The 21,252-nt window shown below is 72.4% G+C and carries 19 protein-coding genes and 1 pseudogene; 6 read left to right on the top strand and 14 right to left on the bottom strand.

Translation table 11 applies throughout. The features are described from left to right. Window positions 1–59: 59 nt before the first annotated feature. Window positions 60–473: an ROK family protein gene (locus ACFVSN_RS06280; RefSeq protein WP_387953800.1), complete on the top strand. Its 414-nt coding sequence runs from the start codon at window positions 60–62 to the stop codon at window positions 471–473. A gap of 21 nt (window positions 474–494) precedes the next feature. Here ACFVSN_RS06280 and ACFVSN_RS06275 read toward each other — a convergent pair whose 3' ends face one another. Together ACFVSN_RS06275 and ACFVSN_RS06270 are read right to left on the bottom strand one after the other, a co-directional pair. Beyond that, window positions 495–1,112 (bottom strand): hypothetical protein, encoded by a 618-nt coding sequence (locus ACFVSN_RS06275; RefSeq protein WP_387953799.1) that lies wholly within the window; start codon window positions 1,110–1,112, stop codon window positions 495–497. Further along, window positions 1,040–2,443 (bottom strand): alpha-L-fucosidase, encoded by a 1,404-nt coding sequence (locus ACFVSN_RS06270; protein ID WP_387953798.1) that lies wholly within the window; start codon window positions 2,441–2,443, stop codon window positions 1,040–1,042. Before ACFVSN_RS06270 ends, ACFVSN_RS06275 begins: the two co-directional genes overlap by 73 nt. Before the next feature lie 207 nt (window positions 2,444–2,650). On the opposite strand from ACFVSN_RS06270, the pseudogene ACFVSN_RS06265 reads away from it, so the two are divergent. Continuing rightward, window positions 2,651–2,878, top strand: a pseudogene (locus tag ACFVSN_RS06265) (sugar ABC transporter substrate-binding protein); the annotation flags it as partial. Window positions 2,879–2,952: 74 nt separating this feature from the next. On the opposite strand, the gene ACFVSN_RS06260 reads toward ACFVSN_RS06265, so the two are convergent. Next, window positions 2,953–4,965, bottom strand: coding sequence for an alpha-L-fucosidase (locus ACFVSN_RS06260; RefSeq protein ID WP_387596786.1), 2,013 nt, complete (start codon window positions 4,963–4,965; stop codon window positions 2,953–2,955). Between the two features lie 399 nt (window positions 4,966–5,364). Then, a complete protein-coding gene (locus ACFVSN_RS06255; RefSeq protein WP_387596783.1) occupies window positions 5,365–5,955 on the bottom strand; it encodes a TetR/AcrR family transcriptional regulator in 591 nt (196 codons plus the stop codon). Window positions 5,956–6,103: 148 nt separating this feature from the next. On the opposite strand from ACFVSN_RS06255, the gene ACFVSN_RS06250 reads away from it, so the two are divergent. Next, on the top strand, window positions 6,104–6,640 hold the full coding sequence (locus ACFVSN_RS06250) for an NAD(P)H-dependent oxidoreductase (protein WP_387596780.1): 537 nt from the start codon (window positions 6,104–6,106) through the stop codon (window positions 6,638–6,640). A 50-nt stretch (window positions 6,641–6,690) separates the two neighbouring features. Here the strand turns inward: ACFVSN_RS06250 and ACFVSN_RS06245 are convergent, their stop codons facing one another. The 9 genes from ACFVSN_RS06245 to ACFVSN_RS06205 all read right to left on the bottom strand — a co-directional run bounded on the left by ACFVSN_RS06245 (window position 6,691) and on the right by ACFVSN_RS06205 (window position 14,660). Then, window positions 6,691–7,401 carry a FadR/GntR family transcriptional regulator gene (locus ACFVSN_RS06245; RefSeq protein ID WP_380449036.1) on the bottom strand — a complete coding sequence of 237 codons (711 nt, stop codon included), beginning with the start codon at window positions 7,399–7,401 and terminating at the stop codon, window positions 6,691–6,693. Window positions 7,402–7,497: 96 nt separating this feature from the next. Next, the gene (locus tag ACFVSN_RS06240; RefSeq protein ID WP_387596777.1) at window positions 7,498–7,809 is read right to left on the bottom strand and encodes an L-rhamnose mutarotase; all 312 of its coding nucleotides are present in this window, start codon (window positions 7,807–7,809) and stop codon (window positions 7,498–7,500) included. Beyond that, on the bottom strand, window positions 7,806–8,486 hold the full coding sequence (locus tag ACFVSN_RS06235) for a lactate utilization protein C (RefSeq protein ID WP_387596774.1): 681 nt from the start codon (window positions 8,484–8,486) through the stop codon (window positions 7,806–7,808). The genes ACFVSN_RS06240 and ACFVSN_RS06235 overlap by 4 nt, the downstream gene beginning before the upstream one ends. Further along, complete coding sequence (locus ACFVSN_RS06230) at window positions 8,483–9,967, bottom strand: LutB/LldF family L-lactate oxidation iron-sulfur protein (protein WP_387596771.1); 1,485 nt, start codon at window positions 9,965–9,967, stop codon at window positions 8,483–8,485. Before ACFVSN_RS06230 ends, ACFVSN_RS06235 begins: the two co-directional genes overlap by 4 nt. After that, on the bottom strand, window positions 9,964–10,704 hold the full coding sequence (locus tag ACFVSN_RS06225) for a (Fe-S)-binding protein (protein WP_387596768.1): 741 nt from the start codon (window positions 10,702–10,704) through the stop codon (window positions 9,964–9,966). The genes ACFVSN_RS06230 and ACFVSN_RS06225 overlap by 4 nt, the downstream gene beginning before the upstream one ends. After that, window positions 10,704–11,702 carry an aldo/keto reductase gene (locus ACFVSN_RS06220; protein WP_387596765.1) on the bottom strand — a complete coding sequence of 333 codons (999 nt, stop codon included), beginning with the start codon at window positions 11,700–11,702 and terminating at the stop codon, window positions 10,704–10,706. Before ACFVSN_RS06220 ends, ACFVSN_RS06225 begins: the two co-directional genes overlap by 1 nt. Continuing rightward, complete coding sequence (locus ACFVSN_RS06215) at window positions 11,699–12,463, bottom strand: SDR family NAD(P)-dependent oxidoreductase (protein ID WP_387596762.1); 765 nt, start codon at window positions 12,461–12,463, stop codon at window positions 11,699–11,701. Before ACFVSN_RS06215 ends, ACFVSN_RS06220 begins: the two co-directional genes overlap by 4 nt. Continuing rightward, window positions 12,460–13,797, bottom strand: a complete 1,338-nt coding sequence (locus tag ACFVSN_RS06210; RefSeq protein ID WP_387596759.1) for an L-fuconate dehydratase — start codon at window positions 13,795–13,797, stop codon at window positions 12,460–12,462. Before ACFVSN_RS06210 ends, ACFVSN_RS06215 begins: the two co-directional genes overlap by 4 nt. 11 nt (window positions 13,798–13,808) lie before the next feature. Continuing rightward, window positions 13,809–14,660, bottom strand: coding sequence for a fumarylacetoacetate hydrolase family protein (locus ACFVSN_RS06205; protein ID WP_387596756.1), 852 nt, complete (start codon window positions 14,658–14,660; stop codon window positions 13,809–13,811). Between the two features lie 345 nt (window positions 14,661–15,005). Here ACFVSN_RS06205 and ACFVSN_RS06200 point away from each other — a divergent pair, with 345 nt between their 5' ends. From ACFVSN_RS06200 to ACFVSN_RS06190, 3 genes are all read left to right on the top strand, one after another. Continuing rightward, entirely contained in the window at window positions 15,006–16,058 is a 1,053-nt protein-coding gene (locus tag ACFVSN_RS06200; protein WP_387596753.1) for a sugar ABC transporter substrate-binding protein, read from the top strand. Window positions 16,059–16,141: 83 nt separating this feature from the next. Beyond that, window positions 16,142–17,701, top strand: coding sequence for a sugar ABC transporter ATP-binding protein (locus ACFVSN_RS06195; protein ID WP_387596750.1), 1,560 nt, complete (start codon window positions 16,142–16,144; stop codon window positions 17,699–17,701). Next, entirely contained in the window at window positions 17,685–18,716 is a 1,032-nt protein-coding gene (locus ACFVSN_RS06190; protein WP_380446218.1) for an ABC transporter permease, read from the top strand. Before ACFVSN_RS06195 ends, ACFVSN_RS06190 begins: the two co-directional genes overlap by 17 nt. 75 nt (window positions 18,717–18,791) lie before the next feature. Here the strand turns inward: ACFVSN_RS06190 and ACFVSN_RS06185 are convergent, their stop codons facing one another. Continuing rightward, window positions 18,792–21,239 carry a SpoIIE family protein phosphatase gene (locus ACFVSN_RS06185; protein ID WP_387596746.1) on the bottom strand — a complete coding sequence of 816 codons (2,448 nt, stop codon included), beginning with the start codon at window positions 21,237–21,239 and terminating at the stop codon, window positions 18,792–18,794. Between the last annotated feature and the right edge of the window lie 13 nt (window positions 21,240–21,252).

Below are 21,252 nucleotides of genomic sequence, written 5' to 3'. Positions count from 1 at the left end.
TGGGGTTTTTTTTTTTTTTCTCGCGGGCGGGGCGGGGGGCGGGGGGGGGGGGGGGGGGCGTGGGGGGGGGGGGGGCCCGGGGGGGGGGGGGGGGGGGGGGGGGGCGGGCGCCCGCCCCCCCCCCCCACCGCCCGGCCGACCCGGTCGCGCTGCTCGCCGAGCGGGCGGCCGCCGGGCACGAGCCCACCCTGCGGGCGCTGGACCGGGCGGGGCAGGCCCTGGGGCTCGCCCTCGCGTCCGCCGTGGAGCTCATCGACCCGGACGGCCTGGTCCTCGGCGGTGCCTACGCCGAACTCGCCGACTGGCTGCTGCCGTCCGTGCGCGCCGAGTTGGCCGCCCGGGTCACGGTGCGGCCCTGGGCCCCGGAGGCGCTGCGCCCGTCCGCGCTCGGTCGGCGCGGCCCGCTGCTTGGCGCGGCGCTGACGACGGTGCGCCGGATCATGGCGGACCCGTTGCTGCTGCCCGCCGGGTGATCCGGGGCCCGTACCCCGCGGTCAGTCGTGCTCGGCCACGATCATCGCGTGGCCGTCCCCGGTGGTGACCCGCACGTGGACGTACTCGCCGTCGTACTCCCAGGGCAGCTCCAGCCCGGCCGGCTGGAGCCGCACCGAGCGCGGGGCGGCGGCGAGCCGGACGGCGACCGGCACGTCGACCAGCGGGAACGGGTCGTGCACCAGGTCGAGCTCCGGGGTCTCCCGGGACGGGACGAAGCTGATCAGGTGCACCACGGTGCCTGCGGCGGTGCGCTTCACGGTGGTCTCCAGGTGGACCGGCCCGCCGGCACGGACGAGCGGGTCCGGCAGGAGCCGGTCCAGGGCGGCGCCGAGCAGCCGACGGTACGTCTCCAGGCCGTGCTCGTGGAAGGCCTCCAGCAGCGACACGGTCACCGCGGCCACCCCGTCGCCGACGACGACGGCCGCCTCGTCGGTCGGGTCGGCCGGGGGAGTGTAGGAGTGACCGCAGAACCGGTCCCAGGACCGCGGGAAGTAGGGCGCCACCACCCGGGCCAGGACCTCGGCGCCGGGCAGTGCCCGGGCGGTCAGCCGGGAGCCGTGGCTGATGACCGGGAAGTCCTCCGGGACCCCGGGAACGCCCTGGCAGGCGAGGAACACCTCACCGGCCGGCGCGGGTGCGAGCCCCTCGACCGGGAGGTCGGGGAGGGCGGGCTCGGTGCCGTTCCTGAGCAGCGCCGGCCCGACCAGCAGCACGGCGCCGCCGGCCCGCCGGTACGTGTGCAGGCGCTCCGCCAGGGCGTCGTCGACCGTCGTGGTCTCGGGCACGACGACCGCCCGGTACCGCTCAGGTCGGCCGTCGGCGGGACCACGTCGAACTGCGCCCGGAGCTGTTGCAGCGCCCGGACGGCGCCGATGTTGCTCGCGCCCGGGTTGTCGCCGAGGCCGGGGTCGGTGACCACGGCGACCTCGCTGACGACCCGGCCGCCGTCGAGGAAGGGCTCGCACTCCTCGATGTGCCCGTAGACCGAGCCGATGAGCTCGTACACCGCCGGAGCGGCGACGCCCCGCGGGTGCAGCACGTCGCCCACGCCGCTGGTCAGACCGTGGCTCAGCATCTGGCTGGTCTCGTACAGCAGCGCCGCCCGGGGCTTGAGGGCGGCGTTGTCCCCCCAGCTCTCGTGGAACCGCCCGGTGTGGCTGAGGACGGGCAGTCCCATGGGGCGGACGAAGCGCGCCACGTACGGGAGGAACGCGTAGCCCCAGCCGCCGGTGGGCAGGCCCTCGATCTCGACGTGCCGGATGAACTGGCGCTCCTCGGGCAGTCCGGTCTTGGGCCGGCTGTTGAACCAGACGCTCTGGGCGGCGTCCGCGGGAAGGGCCTTCTCCACCATCGCGGAGTAGCGTGCCATGTAGCGCCGGGCCACGAGGTTCGCGTAGCGGTTCCGGTGGTCCGCGTCGGCCGGGTCCAGCCCCTCGCGGCGCATCCCGTCCACTGCCCAGCGGCTCGCGCTGGGCTGGTTCCAGCACATGTCGATGAAGATGCCGTCGACCGGGGCGAAGCGCCGGAGCACCTCGTCCAGTTGATCGGCGAAGTAGTCGGCGTAGGGGCTGGACATGTCGAGGATGTTCCAGGCCGCCTCGAAGGCCGAGGTGCTCCAGCGGGCGAGCTTCAGGTCCTCGCCGTGCGCGATCCACTCCGGGTGCTCCCGGGCGGCGAACTCGTCGACCTGGAGGGACAGGTAGATCGGTGCGCGGATGCCCACGGCGTGCAGGGCCTCGACCTGCTCGGCGAGCAGGTCGAGGCCGGGGGCGAGCCCGGGGTGGCGTTCCGGCCGGTCGGTCCCGTAGTAGAGGTGGCCGTGGTGGCACTTGGCGAAGACGGTCACGCTGTCGACGTGGGCGTCGCGGAAGGCCCGGGCGAAGGTCACCGGGTCGAAGTCGCGTCCCACGTCGGGGATGTCGGGGCCGGTGTGAAAGTCCAGGTGCACGGTCCGGCGAGGGAAACGGCGGAGGGTGTGAGCGTTCACATCGCGTGGGGTCATGGGATGGATTTATAGGCCGTGGGCGCCGAGGAGTCCAGGGATTCGGGCATGATACATCCGATGAATGGCCGTATTTCACCGGCCATACCGCGAAGATATGGCCGAAATCCCGATGTCACGTTTGTGAGTCATCGGATGCCTCTACTTGTCGTCGGCGACATCGACGCCACCGTCTCCCGACCCGCCGACCGGTACGCGAAGTACGCGCTGTTCTACGCGCAGGCCGCTGTCGACGGCAAGACGTTCAAGCCGGGTCCGACCGACCACCAGTCGACCATCGTCGCCCTGCCCAACGGGCTGGAGGACCAGCTGCCCGTGTCCTTGGTGACGAAGGACAACGTCGACGACAAGACCCTCTGGGGTAACAACCTGGGCACGTGACACGCCGATCGAAGTGTGTGGCGCCCGTCCTCGGGCGGGCGCCACACGCGTTGGTCAAGCGGCGGGGAAGGATCCTAGAGGGACGGGTCCAGGAAGGCGCGGTCGTAGACTTCCAGCGAGCGGATCGACGCCCACGTGTTAGCGTTCACACCACCGGTGACGGTCACCCGGACGTAGCGGGTCCGGGCCGTGAACGTCGCGGTCTGCACCTGGACGGCGGAGGAGTTCCCGGTCAGGTCGGCGAGCGTCGACCAGGTGGACCCGTCGGCGGAACCGTCGATCCGGAACTGGTAGGCGTGCCCCGGCAGTTCCCAGGCGATCCGCGCGCCCGTGACCGGCCGCACCGAGCCGAGGTCGGCCTGCAGCCAGTGGCCGGTGTTCCCGTCGGCCGCGCACCAGCGGCTGGAGGTGTCCCCGTCGAACGCGTTGGCCGGAACGTTCCCGTGCGAGGTCTCCGAACCGTCGGCCGTGGCCGGGCAGCCGCGGGCGATGTCCGTCGGCACCACCGGGCGGTCGAGCACGATCGCCACGACCGTGTCGTCGGGGTAGCGGGTGCGGTCGATGCCCGTGATGGTGACGGCGTTCCCGCTCGCCGAGCCGAAGGACAGCGCGCTCTTGGAGACCACGTCGTAGACCGAGGTGACGTTCGCGTCGCCCAGGGACGGCGTCGTGAAGCTGCTGCCGCCGTTGTACCCGGCCAGCAGGTGTGCGTAGACGGTCCGGTCGGCGAAGGTGAAGCCGTACTGGCCGTCCACCGGGTTCCACGGGCCGCCGCGGGTGTTGTACACGGCCTCCCGGTTGGCGTTCATGAACCCGCCGAGCTGACGGATCACCGCGGCCTGCGTGCTCGGGACCGTACCGGTCGCGTCCGGGCCGACGTTGACGAGCACGGACATGTCGCGGACGAAGGAGTTGACGAACAGGCCCAGCGCTTGGGAGAAGGGCATGGCGGAGTTGCCGCTGTACCCCCAGCTCCCGCCGACGCTGAACGTCTTCTGGACCAGGCGGCCGTACCGGATCGGACCGCTCGGCACGCCGGAGCCCTCGTCGAGGTCGTAGTCGCCCACCCATCCCGAGCGGGAGTTGGACACGGCGTTCGGCTGGTGCCGGCGCAGCACGCCGGTGAGGCCCAGCGGCCTGCCGGTGCCCGTCTCGGTGTCGCCGTACGCGGCGTCCACCTGCCAGCCGTTGCCGCCGTCCCGGTACTGACCGGGCTCCCAGAAGAACGACCCCGACGCGTCGGTGCCCTGCTGCGCCAGCCAGCCGCCGTCCCACCAGATGTCGTCGATCGCGCCGTAGTCGGTGACCAGCTCCTTCACGGACTGGTACACCTCGTTCTTCATGATCCGGGCGTTCTCGTGGTAGTCGAAGCCGGCCGGATCCGAGCCCTCGTAGTTCCACGGGTACACGCTGTTCGGCAGCACGCAGTCGGAGGTGAGCGCGGGGCTCGGCGGCTTCGAGCCGCTCACGTCGTAGTAGCCGGGGTAGCGCCAGTCGATCGGCGAGTAGTAGAGCCCGACCCGCAGGCCCGCCGCGCGCACGGCGTTCACGTAGCCCTTGACGAAGTCCGTGCCGGCCGGGAAGGGGGCGGAGCCGGTGGTCCAGGCATTGGGGTGGCCGCTGGGCCACAGGGCGAACCCCTCGTGGTGACGGGTGGTCAGGACGACTTCGGCGGCGCCGAGGTCCTTGGCCAGCTGCGCCCAGGCGGCGGGGTCGTAGGACTGGGACTGGCTCGCGAACGAGCCGGCCCACTGCGCCCGGTAGGAGGTCGGCGCGGTCTTCGAGTAGAACATGTTCCACTCACCCTGGGCCGCTGCCGAGTAGACACCCCAGTGGATGAACATGGACACCTTGTTGTCGCGCATCCACTGGATCTTGCTGTCCGGCTGCTGCCAGGCCCCCTGGTCGAGCTTCGGGACGCGCAGCGGGACGAGGGGCAGCGCGGCGCCTCCGGTCGCGGCGTCAGCGGTCACGGCGTCCCCGGTCGCGGCGGCCTCGGCCCGGCTGCCGACGGGTCCGATGACCGTGGCGGCGGTGGCAACTGCCAGGCCGGTGAGCATGCTTCTCCGGCTGATGGATCGTGGCATGGATGCTCCATATGTCCTGGAATGCTCGCAAAGGGAGTGGCCTGGCGAGTCAGGTACATGTATGGCGGCGCACGGAGTGGCGTGTCAAGACATCTGACGGCGATATGTCGGATGAATCAAGGCCGCTCCGCGTTCATGCCGGGAGCGGGTGAACGTTCTCAAGAAGGCGGGCAGTCTGCTCTGAATTGGGGAGAATCAGCAGGTCAACGTGATGATATGTGCCCCTGGCCGACTGGGCTTGCGGCACTGTTCCGCTTCTCCGTCGGCTCGGCCTTGCAGATGGGGTGGCCCGGAGGATGCTTAGTCATCGGATCAATCCGGTGCGGGCGGGTCGTAAGGGCCCACCCTCCCCGCCGGCGGCCTCAAGGGCGAGAGGTCACCCGCCGGCCCGACACGATCTCAGGCGGCGCCGTCCGGGGTGGGGCAGGCACTGTGCACCAGGCGCCGGGCCAGGTCGGTGGTGCGGCGGGCGGGACCGTCGGGGCCGAGGACGGTGGCGGTGGCGTAGGCGCCGTTGAGGACCAGCAGGAGCTCGTCGGCGAGCTGCTCGGGGTCGGCGGCGCGGGCGTCGGCGGCCAGGTCGCGCAGCCAGTCGCGGAGCTGCAGCTTGTGGGCCTTGGCGACCTGGTTGGCAGGGTGCTCGGGATCGGGGAACTCGGTGTTGGTGTTGAGCATCGGGCAGCCCCGGAAGCCGTCCCGCCCGGTGTGGCCGGTGACCGCCGCGAAGACCGCGACCAGCTTCTCGCGCGGCTCGGCCACCTGGTCGGCGGCCTCGCGCAGGCCGGCCAGCCAGCGCTCCGCCCGGTCCTCCACGTAGGCGGTGGCGAGGGCGTCCTTGGTGGGGAACTGGCGGTAGACGGTCGCGTTGCCGACGCCGCTCTCCTTGACCACCAGGTCCATGCCGACCGCGCGGATGCCGCGCTGGTAGTAGAGGTCGCCCGCCACGTCCAGGACGTGCCGCCGGTTCTCCTGTGCCGTCCTGCGGGCCATGGCTTCCTCCTGGGGGCTGGTGCTGGTGCTGCGATCCGATCCGGCCGTCCTCAGCCGCAACTTTGACAGACGGATCGTTCCGTCACAACATGGGTGACGGAACGATCCGTCACATTGACCGCCGCACCCACCGAGGGAGCACCAGGACATGAACCGCCCCGCCACGCCGCGCACCCTGGTCGTCGTCGCGCACCCCGACCCGGGCTCCTCCCGGATCACGGTCGGCCTGGCCGACGCGGTCCGGGACCTGGACCACGTCACCGTGCACGACCTGTCCGCCGCCTACCCCGACGGGCGGATCGACGTCGAGCGCGAGCAGGCGCTGCTGCGCGCGCACGACCGGATCGTCTGGCAGTTCCCCTGGCACTGGTACTCGGTGCCGGCCGTGCTCAAGACCTGGATCGACGAGGTGCTGGCGTACGGGTTCGCCTACGGCACCGGCGGCACCGCGTTGCACGGCAAGACCCTCCAGCTGGTCACCTCCACCGGCGCACCCGAGGAGGCCTACGCGCCCGAGGGCCGAAACCGCTTCACCATGGCGCAGCTGATGGCCCCGCTGGACGCCACGGCCCACCTGACGGGCATGCGGCTCGCCGAGCCCCTCGTGCTGTTCGGCGCCCGCCTGGTCTCCGACGTGGAACTCAAGGCCCACGCCGAGCAGTACCGCACCTTGCTCGCCGCCTGAGAACGTGCCGGGCGGGCGACCGCTCGTTCCTTCCGACGCCGCCGGGCCGGTCACACCTCCTGGTCGGCCCAGAGGTGCGACTCCGCCTTGCCGAGGGTGTCGCGCAGCCACTGTTCGACCCCGGCGACGTGTGCGGTCGCCCAGGCGTGGGCGACCTCGGGCATGCGGCGGGCGATGGCGTCGAGGATGGCGCGGTGCTGCTGGCGGGTGCGGGCCACCGCGTCCTCCTCCGTCAGCCCGCGCCAGATCCGTGCGCGCGTGGTGGGGCCGGACAGGCCGTCGATCAGCGAGCAGAGCACGGTGTTGCCCGACCCGGCCGCGATCAGGTGGTGGAACTCCAGGTCGTTGGCGATGAGTTCGTCGAGCGACGCGTCCTCGGGCAGGCCCTCCAGCATGTCGCGCAGGGCGGCGATGTCCTCGTCGGACATGACCCGGGCGGCCATCGCGGTGGCGGCCGGCTCCAGGATGCGGCGGACCTCCAGGAACTCCAGGACCGTGTTGTCCTGGTGGAAGTCGACGACGAATCCCAGCGCGTCCAGCAGGACTTCGGGCTCCAGGCTGGTGACGTACGTCCCGTCGCCCTGACGCACGTCGAGCACCCGGATGAGCGAGAGGGCCTTGACCGCCTCCCGCAGGGAGTTGCGGGAGAGGCCGAGCCGGTCCGCGAGGTCGGCCTCCTTCGGCAGGCGCTCACCGGGGCGGAGCTCACCGCTCACGATCATGGCCTTGATCTTCTCGATCGCCTCGTCGGTGACTGGCACGACTACGCCCTCCTGGTCATCTGATCTTCGCAGCATACGGGTTCCGCCCGGGGCGGCCGCGGTGCCCGGAAGCACCGCGGCCGCCCCGGACGGTCGTCACAGCTCCCACACGACGGGGAGCCCGGCCGCGCCGCCCGCCTCGGAGTAGTCGTGGACGACGTCGAGGAGCTCGGCCATCCGCGCCTGCCAGGCGATGTTGACCGGGAGGTACTCCAGCTCGGCGAGCAGCCGGGCGTAGTCCGCGCACTCCAGCAGGTGGAACAGCTCGGACCCGCTGCGCCAGATGGTCCAGGAGGTCACGCCGGCGGCCCTGATGGCGTCGGTGAGTTCGGCCGGTACCTCGCGGTGCGCGGCCTCGTACTCCTCGATCCGGTCCTCGCGGACGCGGGTGTGCAGGGCGATCCTCATGACTGCTCCGGGTGTTCGGGGTGGGGCGGGCCGGTGGTGCCGACGGGCTCGACGATGATCACGTCCAGGGTCCGGGGCCCGTGCACGCCCTCGACCCGGGTGAGTTCGATGTCGCTGGTCGCGGAGGGGCCGGAGACGAAGGTCAACGGCAGGCGCGGGTCCAGGCGCGCCAGCGCCGCGGGGACGTCGTCGACGATCTGCTCGGCGCGGACGACGCACAGGTGGTAGTCGGGGACGAGGGTGAGCGCGCGCCTGCCCTGGCCCGGCCCGGTGTCCAGGACGATCGTGCCGGTGACGGCGATGCCGACGGCGGCGAGGGTGACGGCGCCGTCCAGGGCGTCCAGGGCGGGGACGTCGAGGGGCTCCCGGTGCCATTCCCGGTTCCCGGGTGGCAGGAGCTCGTGGGGGAAGCCGTCGGGCACCGCCAGGCGCGTGGCTCCGCGCGCGGTGAGGGCGGCGGCGATGGCCCCCGGCAGGCCGGCCGGGTCGGTCCGGGTGACGGTGGCCCGGTAGTCGGCGACCCGCTCGGCGAACAGCGCCGTGAGGTCCTCGCCGGGGGCGGTGTGGCCGCGCCGGTAGTCACGGGGGACGGGGACGTCGTCCGGGCCCTCGTCGGCGGGGACGTCCGCGAGGGCGGCGCGGATCCGGGCGAGGACGGCCTCGCGGGTGCTCGTCACTTTCCCTCCCGGTTCTTGCGCCACCAGGCGCGGAACGACTCGGCGGGCGGCGCGGGGGTGTCCCGTTCGGCGGACCAGGCACCCAGGGGGCCGGGGCCGGGCAGCCGGCCGATCCGTCCGTTCCGGGCGAGGGCCCGGCCGCCTAGCGAGGCCGCCTTCTGGGCGGCGGTCAGCAGCGCGGGGGAGTCGAGGACGGTGGCGGCCGCCTTCATCGCGAGTGCCTCCGCGCCGGCTAGGCGCCCGGTGCTCCGCTTGGCCCGGACCGCCGAGGCCCGCAGGTGGACCAGCAGCTTCGGAATGTCGATCTTCACCGGGCAGGCGTCGTAGCACGCCCCGCACAGGGTGGAGGCGAACGGCAGGCTGGCAGCGCTGCTTTGAGTGTCACTGCCGACGCCGACCAGCTGCGGGGTCAGCACGGCGCCGATCGGCCCCGGGTAGACCGAGCCGTAGGCGTGTCCGCCGGTGCGCTCGAAGACCGGGCAGACGTTGAGGCAGGCGGAGCAGCGGATGCAGGCAAGGGCCTGGCGGCCGACGGTGTCGGCGAGGGTGTCGGTGCGGCCGTTGTCGAGCAGCACGAGGTGGAACGCCGACGGGCCGTCGGACTCCGTGATGCCGGTCCAGGTGGAGGTGTACGGGTTCATCCGCTCGCCGGTGGAGGAGCGGGGCAGCAGCTGGAGGAACACCTCCAGGTCGGTCCAGGTGGGCACGACCTTCTCGATGCCCATGACGGTGATCAGGGTCTCGGGCAGGGTCAGGCACATCCGGCCGTTGCCCTCGGACTCGACCACGACGACGGTGCCGGTGTCGGCGACGGCGAAGTTGGCGCCGGAGACGGCGACCTTCGCGCGGAGGAACTTCTCCCGCAGGTGCCGGCGGGCGGCCTCGGCGAGCTCGGCGGGCTCGTCGGTGAGCCCCTCGGGGGCCGGCTGCCCCCACTCGCCCATCCGCTCGGTGAACAGGTCGCGGACCTCGGTGCGGTTGCGGTGGATCGCCGGGACCAGGATGTGGGAGGGGCGGTCGTCGCCGAGCTGGACGATCAGTTCGGCGAGGTCCGTCTCGTAGGCGGTGATGCCGGCCTCGGCGAGCGCCTCGTTGAGCCCGATCTCCTGGGTGGCCATCGACTTGACCTTCACGACCTCGCGCTCGCCGGTGGCGCGCACCAGCTCGGTGACGATGCGGTTGGCCTCGGCGGCGTCGGCGGCCCAGTGCACCGTCCCGCCCGCCGCGGTGACCGACTCCTCCAGCCGGAGGAGGTGGTGGTCGAGGTGGCGCAGGGTCCGCGTCTTGACGGCGTCGGCGGCGTCGCGCAGCGCCTCCCAGTCGTCCAGCTCCGAGGCGACGGCGAGCCGCTTGTCGCGGATGACGGTCGTCGCCCGCTTCAGGTTGGCCCGCAGCCGGGTGTCGCCGAGGGCCTCGCGGGCGGCGTCGGGGAAGGACGGTGAGCCCAGCCAGACCACTCCGCGGTCGCCGGGGGCGGTCACGTTCTCACTCCTTCGGTGCCGGCGAGGATCTCGGCCAGGTGCATGGTCCGCACCGCCGCGCCCTGCCGGGACAGGCCGCCGCCGATGTGCATCAGACAGGAGTTGTCGGCCGTACACAGGAATTCGGCGCCCGTCCCGAGGACGGCCTTCACCTTGTCGGCGAGCATCGCGCCGGAGGTGGCGGAGTTCTTGACGGCGAAGGTGCCGCCGAAGCCGCAGCACGACTCGGCGGCCGGGAGCTCGACCAGGTCGAGGTCCTCGACCGCCCGGAGCAGCCGTTGCGGGCGGTCGCCGAGGCGCAGTGCGCGCAGCGAGTGGCAGGTGGGGTGGTAGGTGACGCGGTGCGGGAAGCGGGCGCCGACGTCGGTGACGCCGAGGACGTCGGTCAGGAACTCGGTGAACTCGTGTACCCGGGGCGCCAGTTCGGCGACCTGTCGGCGCAGCTCCGGGGAGCCGTACTCCTCGGCGAGGACGGGGTGGTGGTCCCGGACGAGGCCGGCGCAGGAGGCGGACGGGGTGACGACGGCGTCGTACTCGCCGAAGGCGCGCGCGAAGCGGGTCACCAGCGGCGCGGCCTCCGCCGGATAGCCGGTGTTGACGTGCATCTGCCCGCAGCAGGTCTGTTCCATGGGGAACTCGACGGTGTGGCCCAGCCGTTCGAGGACGCTCACGACGGCCCGGCCGGTGCCGGGGAACATCGTGTCGTTGAAACACGTGATGAAGAGCGCGACGCGCATCAGCCGGTGCCCTCCGGGGTCGGTACGTCCGCGGGAAGCAGCCCGCGGTCCTTGAGTTCGGTCCAGAGCGCGGCGGGCACCGGGTGGCGCAGCATCGCGGCGGAGTCCCGGACTTCGGCAGCGCTGCGGGTGCCGACCAGGACGCTCGCCACGGCGGGGTGTCCGAACGGGAAGCGCAGTGCCGCTGCGCGCAGCGGCACGCCGTGCTGCTCGCAGACGGCCTTGAGGTCGAGCGCCCGCGTGAGGAGTTCCTCGGGCGCGGCGGCGTAGTCGAAGGTGGCACCGGGGCGCGGGTCGGCGAGCAGGCCGGAGTTGAAGACGCCGCCGATCACGACGCCGACGCCGCGTTCGGCGGCGAGCGGCAGCAGCTCGGTGAGCCCGCGCTGGTCGAGCAGGCTGTAGCGGCCGGCCAGGAGGACGGCGTCGAGGTCGGTTTCGCGGATGAAGCGGGCGAGGAGCTCGGCCTGGTTCATCCCGACGCCGATGGCGCCGACCATGCCCTCGTCGCGCAGCCGGGCCAGTTCGGGGTAGGCCTCGCCGAGCGCCTGCTCCGCGTGGTCGTCGGGGTCGTGGAGGTAGACGACGTCGATCCGGTCCAGGCCGAGCCGCTCCAGGCTGTCCTCGATCGACCGGCGGACGCCCACGGCGCTGAAGTCCCAGATCCGGCGGTGGGTGGCGGGGACGGCGAAGCCGTTGGCGAGGTCGTCGCCGGCCGGCTCCGGGGCCGGCCGCAGCAGGCGGCCGACCTTGGTGGACAGCGTGTACTCGTGCCGGGGGAACCCGGCCAGGGCCCGACCGAGCCGACGCTCGGACAGGCCCAGGCCGTAGTGCGGGGCGGTGTCGAAGTAGCGGACACCGGACTCCCAGGCGGCGGCGACGGCCGCTTCGGCGTCGGCGTCGGACACCGGTGTGAACAGGTTGCCGATACCCGCGGCGCCGAAGGCGAGTTCGCCCACCTCCACGGCGCTGCGGCCCAGCGGCCGGGTGCGCGGGGTCACGGCCGCGGCTCCGGCCGCAGGCGCAGGCCCGCCATGCCGCCGTCGACCTGCAGGGCCGTGCCGGTGACGCTGCCGGCGGCCGGGGAGGCCAGGTAGGCGACGGCGGCGGCGACCTCCTCGGCGGTGACCAGGCGGCCGTGCGGCTGGCGGCTGTCGAGTGCCGCGCGCTCGGCGGCCGGGTCGTCCGCGGAGTCCAGCAGCCGTCCGACCCACGGGGTGTCCACGGTGCCGGGGTTGACGCAGTTGACCCGGATGCCCTCGCGGACGTGGTCGGCGGCCATGGCCAGGGTGAGCGAGAGCACGGCGCCCTTGCTGGCCGAGTAGAGCGCGCGCTGGGGCAGGCCGGCGGTGGCGGCGATGGAGCAGGTGTTCACCACCGCGGCCCGGGTCGAGCGGCGCAGGTGCGGAAGGGCGGCCCGGGTGGTGCGCACGACGCCGAGCAGGTTGACGTCGAGGACGCGGTGCCACTGCTCGTCGAGGTTGTCCTCCACGGTTCCGATCGCGCCGATGCCCGCGTTGTTGACCAGGATGTCGATCCCGCCGAGGGCCTCGGCCGCCGCCCGGACGCCGTCGCGCACGGAGGCGTCGTCGCTGACGTCGGCGGTGAAGCCCAGCAGCGGCTCCTTCACCCCCGACGGGTCGAGGTCGAGGACGGCCACGCGGGCGCCGCGCTCCGCGAGCAGGGACGCGGTGGCGAGGCCGATCCCGGAGGCGCCGCCGGTGACGAGCGCCGTCAGTCCGCCGAGTTCTGCGGTCGTCATGCGCTCGCCTCCTCCGTCTGCGTCAGTTCGGCGGCCCAGAACGTACCGCGCGGGTAGTGGTAGGTGTCCAGTGCGGACTGGTGCATGGCGGCGGAGAACCCGGGCGCGGTGGGCGCGCGGTAGTGGCCGTCGGTGATCACCACGGGGTCGAGGAAGTGCTCGTGGAGGTGGTCGACGAACTCGATGACGCGGTCCTCGGTGGTGCCGGTGAGCGCCACGTAGTCGAACATGGACAGGTGCTGGACGAGCTCGCACAGGCCCACGCCGCCGGCGTGCGGGCACACCGGGACGCCGAACTTCGCGGCGAGCAGGAGGATGGCGAGGTTCTCGTTGACGCCGCCGACCCGCGCGGAGTCCAGCTGGAGGACGTCGATCGCGTCGGCTTGGAGCAGCTGCTTGAACACGATGCGGTTCTGCACGTGCTCGCCGGTGGCGACCTTGACCGGGTGGACGCCGCGGCGGACGCTGGCGTGGCCGAGGACGTCGTCGGGGCTGGTGGGCTCCTCGATCCAGTACGGGTCGAACTCGGCGAGGGCGTTGGTCCACTCGATGGCCTCGCCGACGTTCCAGCGCTGGTTGGCGTCGATGGCCATCCGGATGTCGGGTCCGACGGCGGCGCGGGCGGCGCGGCAGCGGCGGATGTCGTCGGCGAGGTCGGCGCCGACCTTGAGCTTGATCTGGGTGAAGCCGTCGGCGATGGCCGCCTTGGCGAGGCGGGTGAGCTTCTCGTCGGAGTAGCCGAGCCAGCCGGGGGAGGTGGTGTAGGCGGGGTAGCCGCGCTCGAGGAGCCGGGCGGCGCGTTCGGCGGCGCCCTCCTTGCCCTTGGTCAGCAGCTCCAGGGCCTCGTCGGGGGTGATGGCGTCGGCGATGTAGCGGAAGTCGACCTGGGAGACGAGCCAGGCGGGGTCGGCGTCGGCGAGCAGCTGCCACAGCGGCTTGCCCTCCGCCTTGGCGGCGAGGTCCCAGACGGCGTTGACGACGGCGCCGATGGCCATGTGCATCACGCCCTTCTCGGGGCCGAGCCAGCGCAGCTGGCTGTCGCCGATCAGGTCGTGGTAGAGCGATCCGGGGTCGGCGCAGAGCTCGGCGACCGGGCGCCCGAGGACGTGCGGGCGGAGCGCGTCGATGGCGGCCACCTGGACGTCGTTGCCGCGTCCGATGGTGAAGGTGAAGCCGTGGCCCTCGGGGCCGCCGTCGGAGGTCCGCAGGACGACGTAGGCGGCGGAGTAGTCGGGGTCGGGGTTCATCGCGTCGGACCCGTCCAGCTCCCGCGAGGTGGGGAAGCGGATGTCGTAGGTGTCGACGGCGGTGATCCGCGCAGTGGTTGCGGACAAGGGGTTGCCTTTCACGCGTTGGTGAACGTCTGGCGCTGGGTGCCGAGGCCGTCGATGGACAGCTCGACGGTGTCGCCCGCGCGCAGGTAGGGGGTGCCGGGCAGGCCGAGGGCCACGCCGGCGGGGGTGCCGGTGTTGATGACGTCGCCGGGGTTGAGCACCATGTACTGGCTGAGGTACCAGACCAGGTAGGCGACGTCGAAGATCATGTTCTTGGTGCTGCCGTCCTGGCGCTGCTCGCCGTTGACGCTCAGCCGCAGCGCGAGGTCCTGCGGGTCGCCGGCCTCGTCCGGGGTGACCAGCCAGGGGCCGAGCGGGTTGAAGGTCTCGCAGGACTTGCCGATGTCCCACTGGGCGGAGAACTCAAGCTGGAACTCCCGCTCGGAGACGTCGTTGCTGATCGCGTAGCCCGCGATGCACTGCGCCGCCTCGCTCGGGTCGGCGAGGTAGCGGGCCCGGCGGCCGATGACGACGGCGAGCTCGACCTCCCAGTCGGTCTTCACCGAGCCGCGCGGGATCAGGACCTCGTCGAAGGGGCCGACGACCGTGGACGGGTCCTTCATGAAGACCACGGGCCGCTCGGGGACGGCGGCGCCGGTTTCCGCGGCGTGGTCGCGGTAGTTGAGGCCGATGCAGACCACCTTGCCGGGGCGGGCGACGGGGGCCGCGATCCGCAGGTCGGACGCGTCCACGACGGGCAGCGAACCCTCGGCCAGTGCGGCGCGGACCCGGCCGATCCCGCCCGAGGCGAGGAAGGCCCCGTCGATGTCCTCGGTCAGGCCCGCGAGGGCGTAGACCGTTCCGTCCTCGTCGCGGACGGCCGGCGTCTCCGCTCCCGGCTCGCCGACTCGCAGCAGCTTCATGGTGGCTCCCATCAACACATCGGATGTATCCGTGGTGCCACGACCATACGAGGCTGCCTCGGGCATCGCAAGGATTCCTCCGATGTTTGCTCGCGGGCTGCCCGGACTCGCCCTCAACTACGCAGGTGAAACCGCGCATTGGGGCCCCGGCCGGGATGGGGAAGGGGTGGGGATCACGGTTGGGAAGCATCCGAGGTTTCCTCTTGTCAGTCGGATTTCCGGCTCGTAAAGTCCTCGTCACCAGCAGCCATCCGATGACTGCCGCCGGATGCCCGGACGCCTCGCGATCCGCCCCCACCCGCGCCGCGGCGGCGCCGGCCTTCCCAGCCAAGGAGACCCAGCACCATGAAGCCTCGCTCCTCCAGAATCGCGGCTACGGCCGCCGCCGTGGCCCTCCTGGCGGGCTTCGCCACGGCCTGCAACCGCGGCAGTGACTCGACCTCCTCCGCCTCCGGCGGCGGCAAGCCGGCGATCGGCATCGACCTGCCCCGCGCAGACTCCGACTTCTGGAACTCCTACGCGCAGTACATCAAGCAGGGCGCCTCCTCCCAGGGCCTGAACACCCTGCCGGTGAGCAACTCGCAGAACGACGTGACCAAGCTGGTCGCCAACGTCCAGGTCTTCCAGAACACCGGCGCCAAGGCCGTCGTCATGGCCCCGCAGGACACCGGGGCGATCGCCTCCACCCTGGACCAGCTCTCCGCCAAGAAGATCCCGGTCGTCAGCGTCGACACGCGTCCCGACAGGGGCAACGTCTACATGGTGGTCCGGGCCGACAACAAGGCCTACGGCACCAAGGCCTGCGAATTCCTCGGCAAGCAGCTCGGCGGCAAGGGCAAGGTCGCCGAACTCCAGGGCTCGCTCAGCTCCATCAACGGCCGCGACCGCTCGGAGGCCTTCGCGGCCTGCATGAAGGAGAAGTTCCCCGACATCCAGGTGATCGAGCTGGCCACCGACTGGAAGGGGGACGTCGCCTCCGCGAAGCTCCAGTCGACGCTGGCCGCCAACGCCGACCTCGGCGGGATCTACATGCAGGCCGGCGGCGCCTTCCTGCAGCCGACCCTCGCCCTGCTCCAGCAGAAGGACCTGCTCAAGCCCGCCGGCCAGCCGGGGCACATCGCGATCGTCTCCAACGACGGCATCCCGCAGGAGTTCGACGCCATCCGCAAGGGCGACATCGACGCCACCGTCTCCCAGCCCGCCGACCTGTACGCCAAGTACGCGCTGTCCTACGCGCAGGCGGCTGCCGAGGGCAAGACCTTCCAGGCCGGCCCGACCGACCACGACTCCACCATCATCCAGCTGCCCAACGGCCTGGAGGACCAGCTTCCCGCGCCCCTGGTCACCAAGGACAACGTCGACGACAAGGCCCTGTGGGGCAACAACGTCAGCAAGTGACCAGGCCCCCGCGGGCGGGCGGAGCACGGCACCCAGGCCGATGGCCCGCCCGTCCGCGGAACCCACGGAGAGGACACCCCGCCATGGCGGATCCCAGCCCCGTCCGGGGCCCCGTCGTCGAGGCCGACGGGATCAGCAGGCGCTTCGGCGCCACCGTCGCCCTCAGCGACGCCCGCATCTCGGTCGCCCCCGGTGAATCGCACGCCCTGGTCGGGCGCAACGGCGCGGGCAAATCCACCCTCGTCTCGATCCTCACCGGGCTGCAGAACCCCGACACCGGCACCCTGCGGTACAACGGCGAACCCGCCCCCGCCCCGGGCGACACCGACGCCTGGCGCTCGCGCGTCGCCTGCGTCTACCAGCGCTCCACGATCATCCCCGCGCTGACCGTCGCGGAGAACCTCTTCTTGGACCGGCAGAGCACCGGCGCGCTGCGCCCGATCAGCTGGAAGCGACTGCGGCACCGGGCGAGCGAGTTGCTCGCCGAGTACGGTGTGGACGTCGACCCGACGGCCCGCGCCGAGGACCTCACCGTCGAGCAGCGCCAGTTCGTCGAGATCGCCCGCGCGCTGTCCTTCGGCGCCCGGTTCATCATCCTGGACGAGCCCACCGCCAAGCTCGACGCCCGCGGCATCGAGAAGCTCTTCGCCAAACTGCGCGGACTCCAGGAACAGGGCGTCGCGTTCCTGTTCATCTCGCACCACCTGCAAGAGGTCTACGAGCTCTGCAGCACCGTCACGGTCTACCGCGACGCCCGGCACATCGTCACCGCCCCGGTCGCCGGCCTCGACCAGCACGCCCTGGTGGAGGCGATGACCGGCGAGTCCTCCCGCGGCATGGAGCCCAGCTGGTCGGCGACCGGCCGAGCGCTCCCGGACGACGCGCCGCCGCTGCTCGACGTCACGGGCCTGAGCCTGGCCGGCCACTACGGGGACGTCGACCTGACCGCCCGGCCCGGCGAGGTGGTCGGCCTGGCCGGCGCCGCCGCCAGCGGCAACGTCCAGCTCGGCGAGACCCTCGCGGGACTGCACCGGCCCGTCGCCGGGACCGTCACCGTCGCCGGACGACCGGTGCGCACCGGAAAGGTCCCCGCCGCGCTCGCCGCCGGCATCGGGTTCGTCCCCGAGGACCGGCACATCCAGGGACTGATCCCGCAGCGCAGCGTCGCCGAGAACGCGACCCTCACCGTCACCGGCCGGCTCGGCCCGTACGGCACCGTCCTGCCCTCGCGCACGCGCGGCTTCGCCCAGCGCATGATCGGCGACCTCGACATCAAGACCCCCGGCCCCGGCACCCCGGTGTCCGCGCTGTCCGGAGGCAACCAGCAGAAGGTCGTCATCGCCCGCGCGCTGGCCACCGAGCCGCACGTCCTGGTCGCCATCCGCCCGACCAACGGCGTCGACATCAAGTCCAAGGAATCCCTGCTCGGCACCATCCGCCAGGTCGCCGACGACGGGAGGACCGCCCTGATCGTCTCCGACGAACTCGACGACCTGCGCGTCTGCGACCGCGTCCTGACCATGTTCCAGGGGCGCGTGGTCGCCGAGTTCGAATCCGGCTGGAGCGACGACGAACTGGTCGCGGCCATGGAGGGCATGTCCGGCCCGACCGACACGAAGGAAAGCAATGTCTCCCACCACTGAGCTTCCCGAGCTCCCCGGCGCGGCGGCCGACGCCCCCGCGGGCCGCCGCCTCGACCTCGCCCGCTACCGCGACCTGTCGCTCGTCCCGGTCCTGTTCGTGCTGGGCGTCATCGGCTTCATCGTGTCGCCGGCCTTCCTCACCTCCGACAACCTCCTCGGCGTCGGCCAGCAAGCCACCGAACTGAGCCTGCTGGTCCTCGCCGAGGCGCTCATCCTGATCGCCGGGCGGATGGACCTCTCCCTGGAATCCACCATCGGCGTCGCCCCGGTGATCGCCGTCTGGCTCGTCCTGCCCGACCACGGCGCCCGCTTCAACGGCCTCGGGCTCTTCCCCACCTGGACGGCCATCCCCCTGTGCCTGCTGGTCGGCGCCCTCATCGGCGCGATCAACGGCTTCCTCATCCTCAAGCTGCGCCTCAACGGCTTCATCGTCACCCTCGGCGCGCTCACGCTGCTCCGTGGCCTCCAAGTCGCCATCTCCCAGGGCCAGTCCATCGTCAACGTGCCGGACTCCTTCCGCTACCTCGGCAGCGCGAGCTGGCTCGGCGTCCCGGCCGCGATCTGGATCTGTGCCCTGCTCTTCCTGATCGGCGGCAGCGCCCTCGCCTGGCTGCGGCACGGCCGTGCGCTGTACGCGATCGGCGGAAACGCCGAGGCCGCCCGGGCCGCGGGCATCCGCGTCGACCGGATCACCTGGGCCGTGCTGATCCTCGGCGGCCTGCTCGCCGCCTTCGCCGGCGTCCTCTACACCGGCCACTACGGCTCGATCTCCGCCGATCAGGGCAACGGCTGGATCTTCCAGGTCTTCGCCGCCACCGTCATCGGGGGCGTCAGCCTCAACGGCGGCCGCGGCACGCTCTTCGGCGCCCTCACCGGTGTCCTGACGCTCCAGCTCGTGGTGAACGTCATGACCCTGGCCGGTGTCCCGCCCCTGTGGAACCAGTTCCTCAACGGCGCGATCATCATCATCGCGCTGATCATCTCCCGCTACGCCTCCGGCGAGAAGCAGGAGTAGTCCGAGGGCCGTCACCCGACCGTGCCGGACCGTCCCGTCCGGCACGGCCGCGTCGTGGGCCGGCGGCGTCCGGGATCACGTCGGGCCGAGGCTCTGGGCGCACCAGATGGTCTTGCCGCTGGTGCTGTGTCGGGTGCCCCAGCCCTGGGTGAGCTGGGCGACGAGCATCAGGCCCCGGCCGCCCTCGTCGAAGGTGCGCGCCCGGCGCAGGTGCGGGGAGGTGTCACTGCCGTCGGAGACCTCGCAGATCAGCGAGGTGTTCCGGATCAGCCGCAGCCTGATGGGCGGTTGGCCGTACTTGATCGCGTTGGTGACGAGCTCGCTGACGACCAGTTCGGTGACGAACGCCGTCTCCTCCAGGCCCCAGACGGCCAGTTGGTCGGCGGCCAGCCGCCTGGCGTGCGCCACCTGCGCGAAGTCGGACTCGATGTCCCAGTCGGCGACGTGGTCGGGGTCCAGCGCGCGGGTGCGGGCGAGCAGCAGGGCCGCGTCGTCGGTGCGGTGCTCCGCCAGCATGGCCTTCATCGCCGTGTCGCAGAGCGCCTCCAGCGACGCGGCCGGCTCGCTGAGGACCCGGAGCAGATCGGCGGTCCCCTGCTCGGCGCCGCGCTCGCGGCTCTCCACCAGGCCGTCGGTGTAGAGGGCGAGCAGACTGCCTTCGGGCAGCTCGATCTCGGTCGCCTCGAACGGCAGCCCGCCGACGCCGAGCGGGGGCCCCGGCTGGGCTTCGACGGCGGTGCCGGTGCCGTCCGGCGAGACGACCAGGGGCAGCGGATGGCCCGCGCTCGCCATGGCGCAGCGGCGGGAGACCGGGTCGTACACGGCGTACAGGCAGGTGGCGCCGGTCTCGCCGGTCGGCTCGTAGCCGCCGTCGGGCCGGGGGTCGTCGGGGAGGTGGAGGACCAGGTCGTCCAGGTGGGTGAGCAGCTCGTCGGGCGGCAGGTCCACGTCGGCCAGGGTGCGGACCGCCGTGCGCAGCCTTCCCATGCTGGCCGAGGCGTGCACGCCGTGGCCGACGACGTCGCCGACGACCAGGGCGACCCGGGCGCCGGACAGCGCGATGACGTCGAACCAGTCACCGCCCACGCCGGCGCCGGCTCCCGCGGGCAGGTAGCCGGAGGCCACGTCGATCGCGCCGTGATACGGCAGCCGCTGGGGCAGCAGGCTGCGTTGCAGGGTCAGCGCGAGGGCGTGCTCGCGCGTGTAGCGGCGGGCGTTGTCGATGGCGACGGCGGCCTTGGCGGCCAGTTCCTCGGCGAGGATCAGATCGTCGGCGGTGAAGGCCTCGGGCCGGTCGCGGCGGGCGAAGGCGACGACGCCGAGCACGGCGCCGCGTGCCAGCAGCGGCACGGTGATCTTTCCTGTCAGCCCCTTCGCGGCGATGGACCGGTCGATCAGCGGGGTGCCCGGCGGCCAGTGGGCGGGATCGGCGGCGAGACCGGGGCCGAAGGCCCATTCGCCGCCCTGGTTGGGTTCGGCGGCGAGCTGCACCACGGACCTGCCGGCGGACATGCAGCGGGCGGCGACGGAACCGGGGGCGTAGCTGACCCGCGCGGACGGTCCGGGCGGCAGGTCGGGGTCCTCCTTCGCGCTGTGCCGGGCGGCGCGGCCGAGCGTGATGGTGCCGCCCGCGGCGACCGCGGCGGAGGCGGGCGGTTCCTCCCCGCGCAGCACCTCGTCGAAGAGGTCGACGGTGACGAGGTCGGCGAAGCCGGGCACCGGGGTCTCGGCCAGTTCCCGGGCGGTGCTGGTCACGTCCAGGGTCCGGCCGATGCCCCGGGTGGCCTCGTTGAGGATGAGCAGGCGCTGGCGGGCCCAGTACTCGGCGCTCATGTCGAAGCCCCAGTTGGCGACCGCGCGCACCGTGCCCCCGGCGTCCCGGACGGGCCAGATGCTGGTGGCCCAGGCGTTCGCGTAGGCGCTGCCCAGCGGCTTGAAGATCGTGATGAGCCGCGCGGGCACGCCCGTCCTGGCCACCTCGGAGAGCTTGTCGGTGTACGGGACGCCCTGCAGCTCGGGGAACAGCTCGCGGTACTTCTCACCGCGGATCTGCTCCTCCGTGTGCGCGATCACCCGGCACGCGGCGGCGTTCACCCACAGGAACCGCAGGTCGGGGTCGTAGACGCCGAGGGCGAAGGGGCACTGCTCGAAGGCCCGGTCGGCGATCACGGGGCGGCGCGCCCAGCGTTGCACGGTCACCACGCGGCCCACCGCCAGGCCGTCGGCGCCGCGCAGGGGGTGGGCCGTCACCACGGCGTCCACCGTGGAGCCGTCCCGGTGGCGCACGGCGATCAATCCCGTCGGGTCCGGGCCGTCATTCCCGGCTCTGTCATTCCGGGGGCTGCCATTCCCAGGGAAGCCCGGCGGGGGATCGACCAGGAAGTCCGCCACCGGGCGGCCGACGGTCTCCTCGGCCGTCCAGCCGAGTAGCAGGAGTGCGCCCTCGCTCCAGCCGCTCACCACGCCGTCCGGGTCGACCACGACAACGGCGGTGGGTGCGTCCTTCTCGCCAGTCGTCTCCACGCGCGCCTCCGTC

Origin of the sequence: Kitasatospora sp. NPDC057904 (assembly GCF_042887925.1) — a bacterium.
Lineage (GTDB): Bacteria > Actinomycetota > Actinomycetes > Streptomycetales > Streptomycetaceae > Kitasatospora.
Note: the sequence above shows the minus strand (reverse complement) of the source record. Positions and strands in the feature narration are given on the sequence as shown.

Excerpts from the sequence above, each read along its gene's own strand:
- ACFVSN_RS06260 (WP_387596786.1), bottom strand. The coding sequence starts at position 4,965 with ATGCCACGATCCATCAGCCGGAGAAGCATGCTCACCGGCCTGGCAGTT.
- ACFVSN_RS06255 (WP_387596783.1), bottom strand. The coding sequence starts at position 5,955 with ATGGCCCGCAGGACGGCACAGGAGAACCGGCGGCACGTCCTGGACGTG.
- ACFVSN_RS06250 (WP_387596780.1), top strand. The coding sequence starts at position 6,104 with ATGAACCGCCCCGCCACGCCGCGCACCCTGGTCGTCGTCGCGCACCCC.
- ACFVSN_RS06240 (WP_387596777.1), bottom strand. The coding sequence starts at position 7,809 with ATGAGGATCGCCCTGCACACCCGCGTCCGCGAGGACCGGATCGAGGAG.
- ACFVSN_RS06225 (WP_387596768.1), bottom strand. The coding sequence starts at position 10,704 with ATGCGCGTCGCGCTCTTCATCACGTGTTTCAACGACACGATGTTCCCC.
- ACFVSN_RS06215 (WP_387596762.1), bottom strand. The coding sequence starts at position 12,463 with ATGACGACCGCAGAACTCGGCGGACTGACGGCGCTCGTCACCGGCGGC.
- ACFVSN_RS06205 (WP_387596756.1), bottom strand. The coding sequence starts at position 14,660 with ATGAAGCTGCTGCGAGTCGGCGAGCCGGGAGCGGAGACGCCGGCCGTC.
- ACFVSN_RS06200 (WP_387596753.1), top strand. The coding sequence starts at position 15,006 with ATGAAGCCTCGCTCCTCCAGAATCGCGGCTACGGCCGCCGCCGTGGCC.
- ACFVSN_RS06195 (WP_387596750.1), top strand. The coding sequence starts at position 16,142 with ATGGCGGATCCCAGCCCCGTCCGGGGCCCCGTCGTCGAGGCCGACGGG.
- ACFVSN_RS06190 (WP_380446218.1), top strand. The coding sequence starts at position 17,685 with ATGTCTCCCACCACTGAGCTTCCCGAGCTCCCCGGCGCGGCGGCCGAC.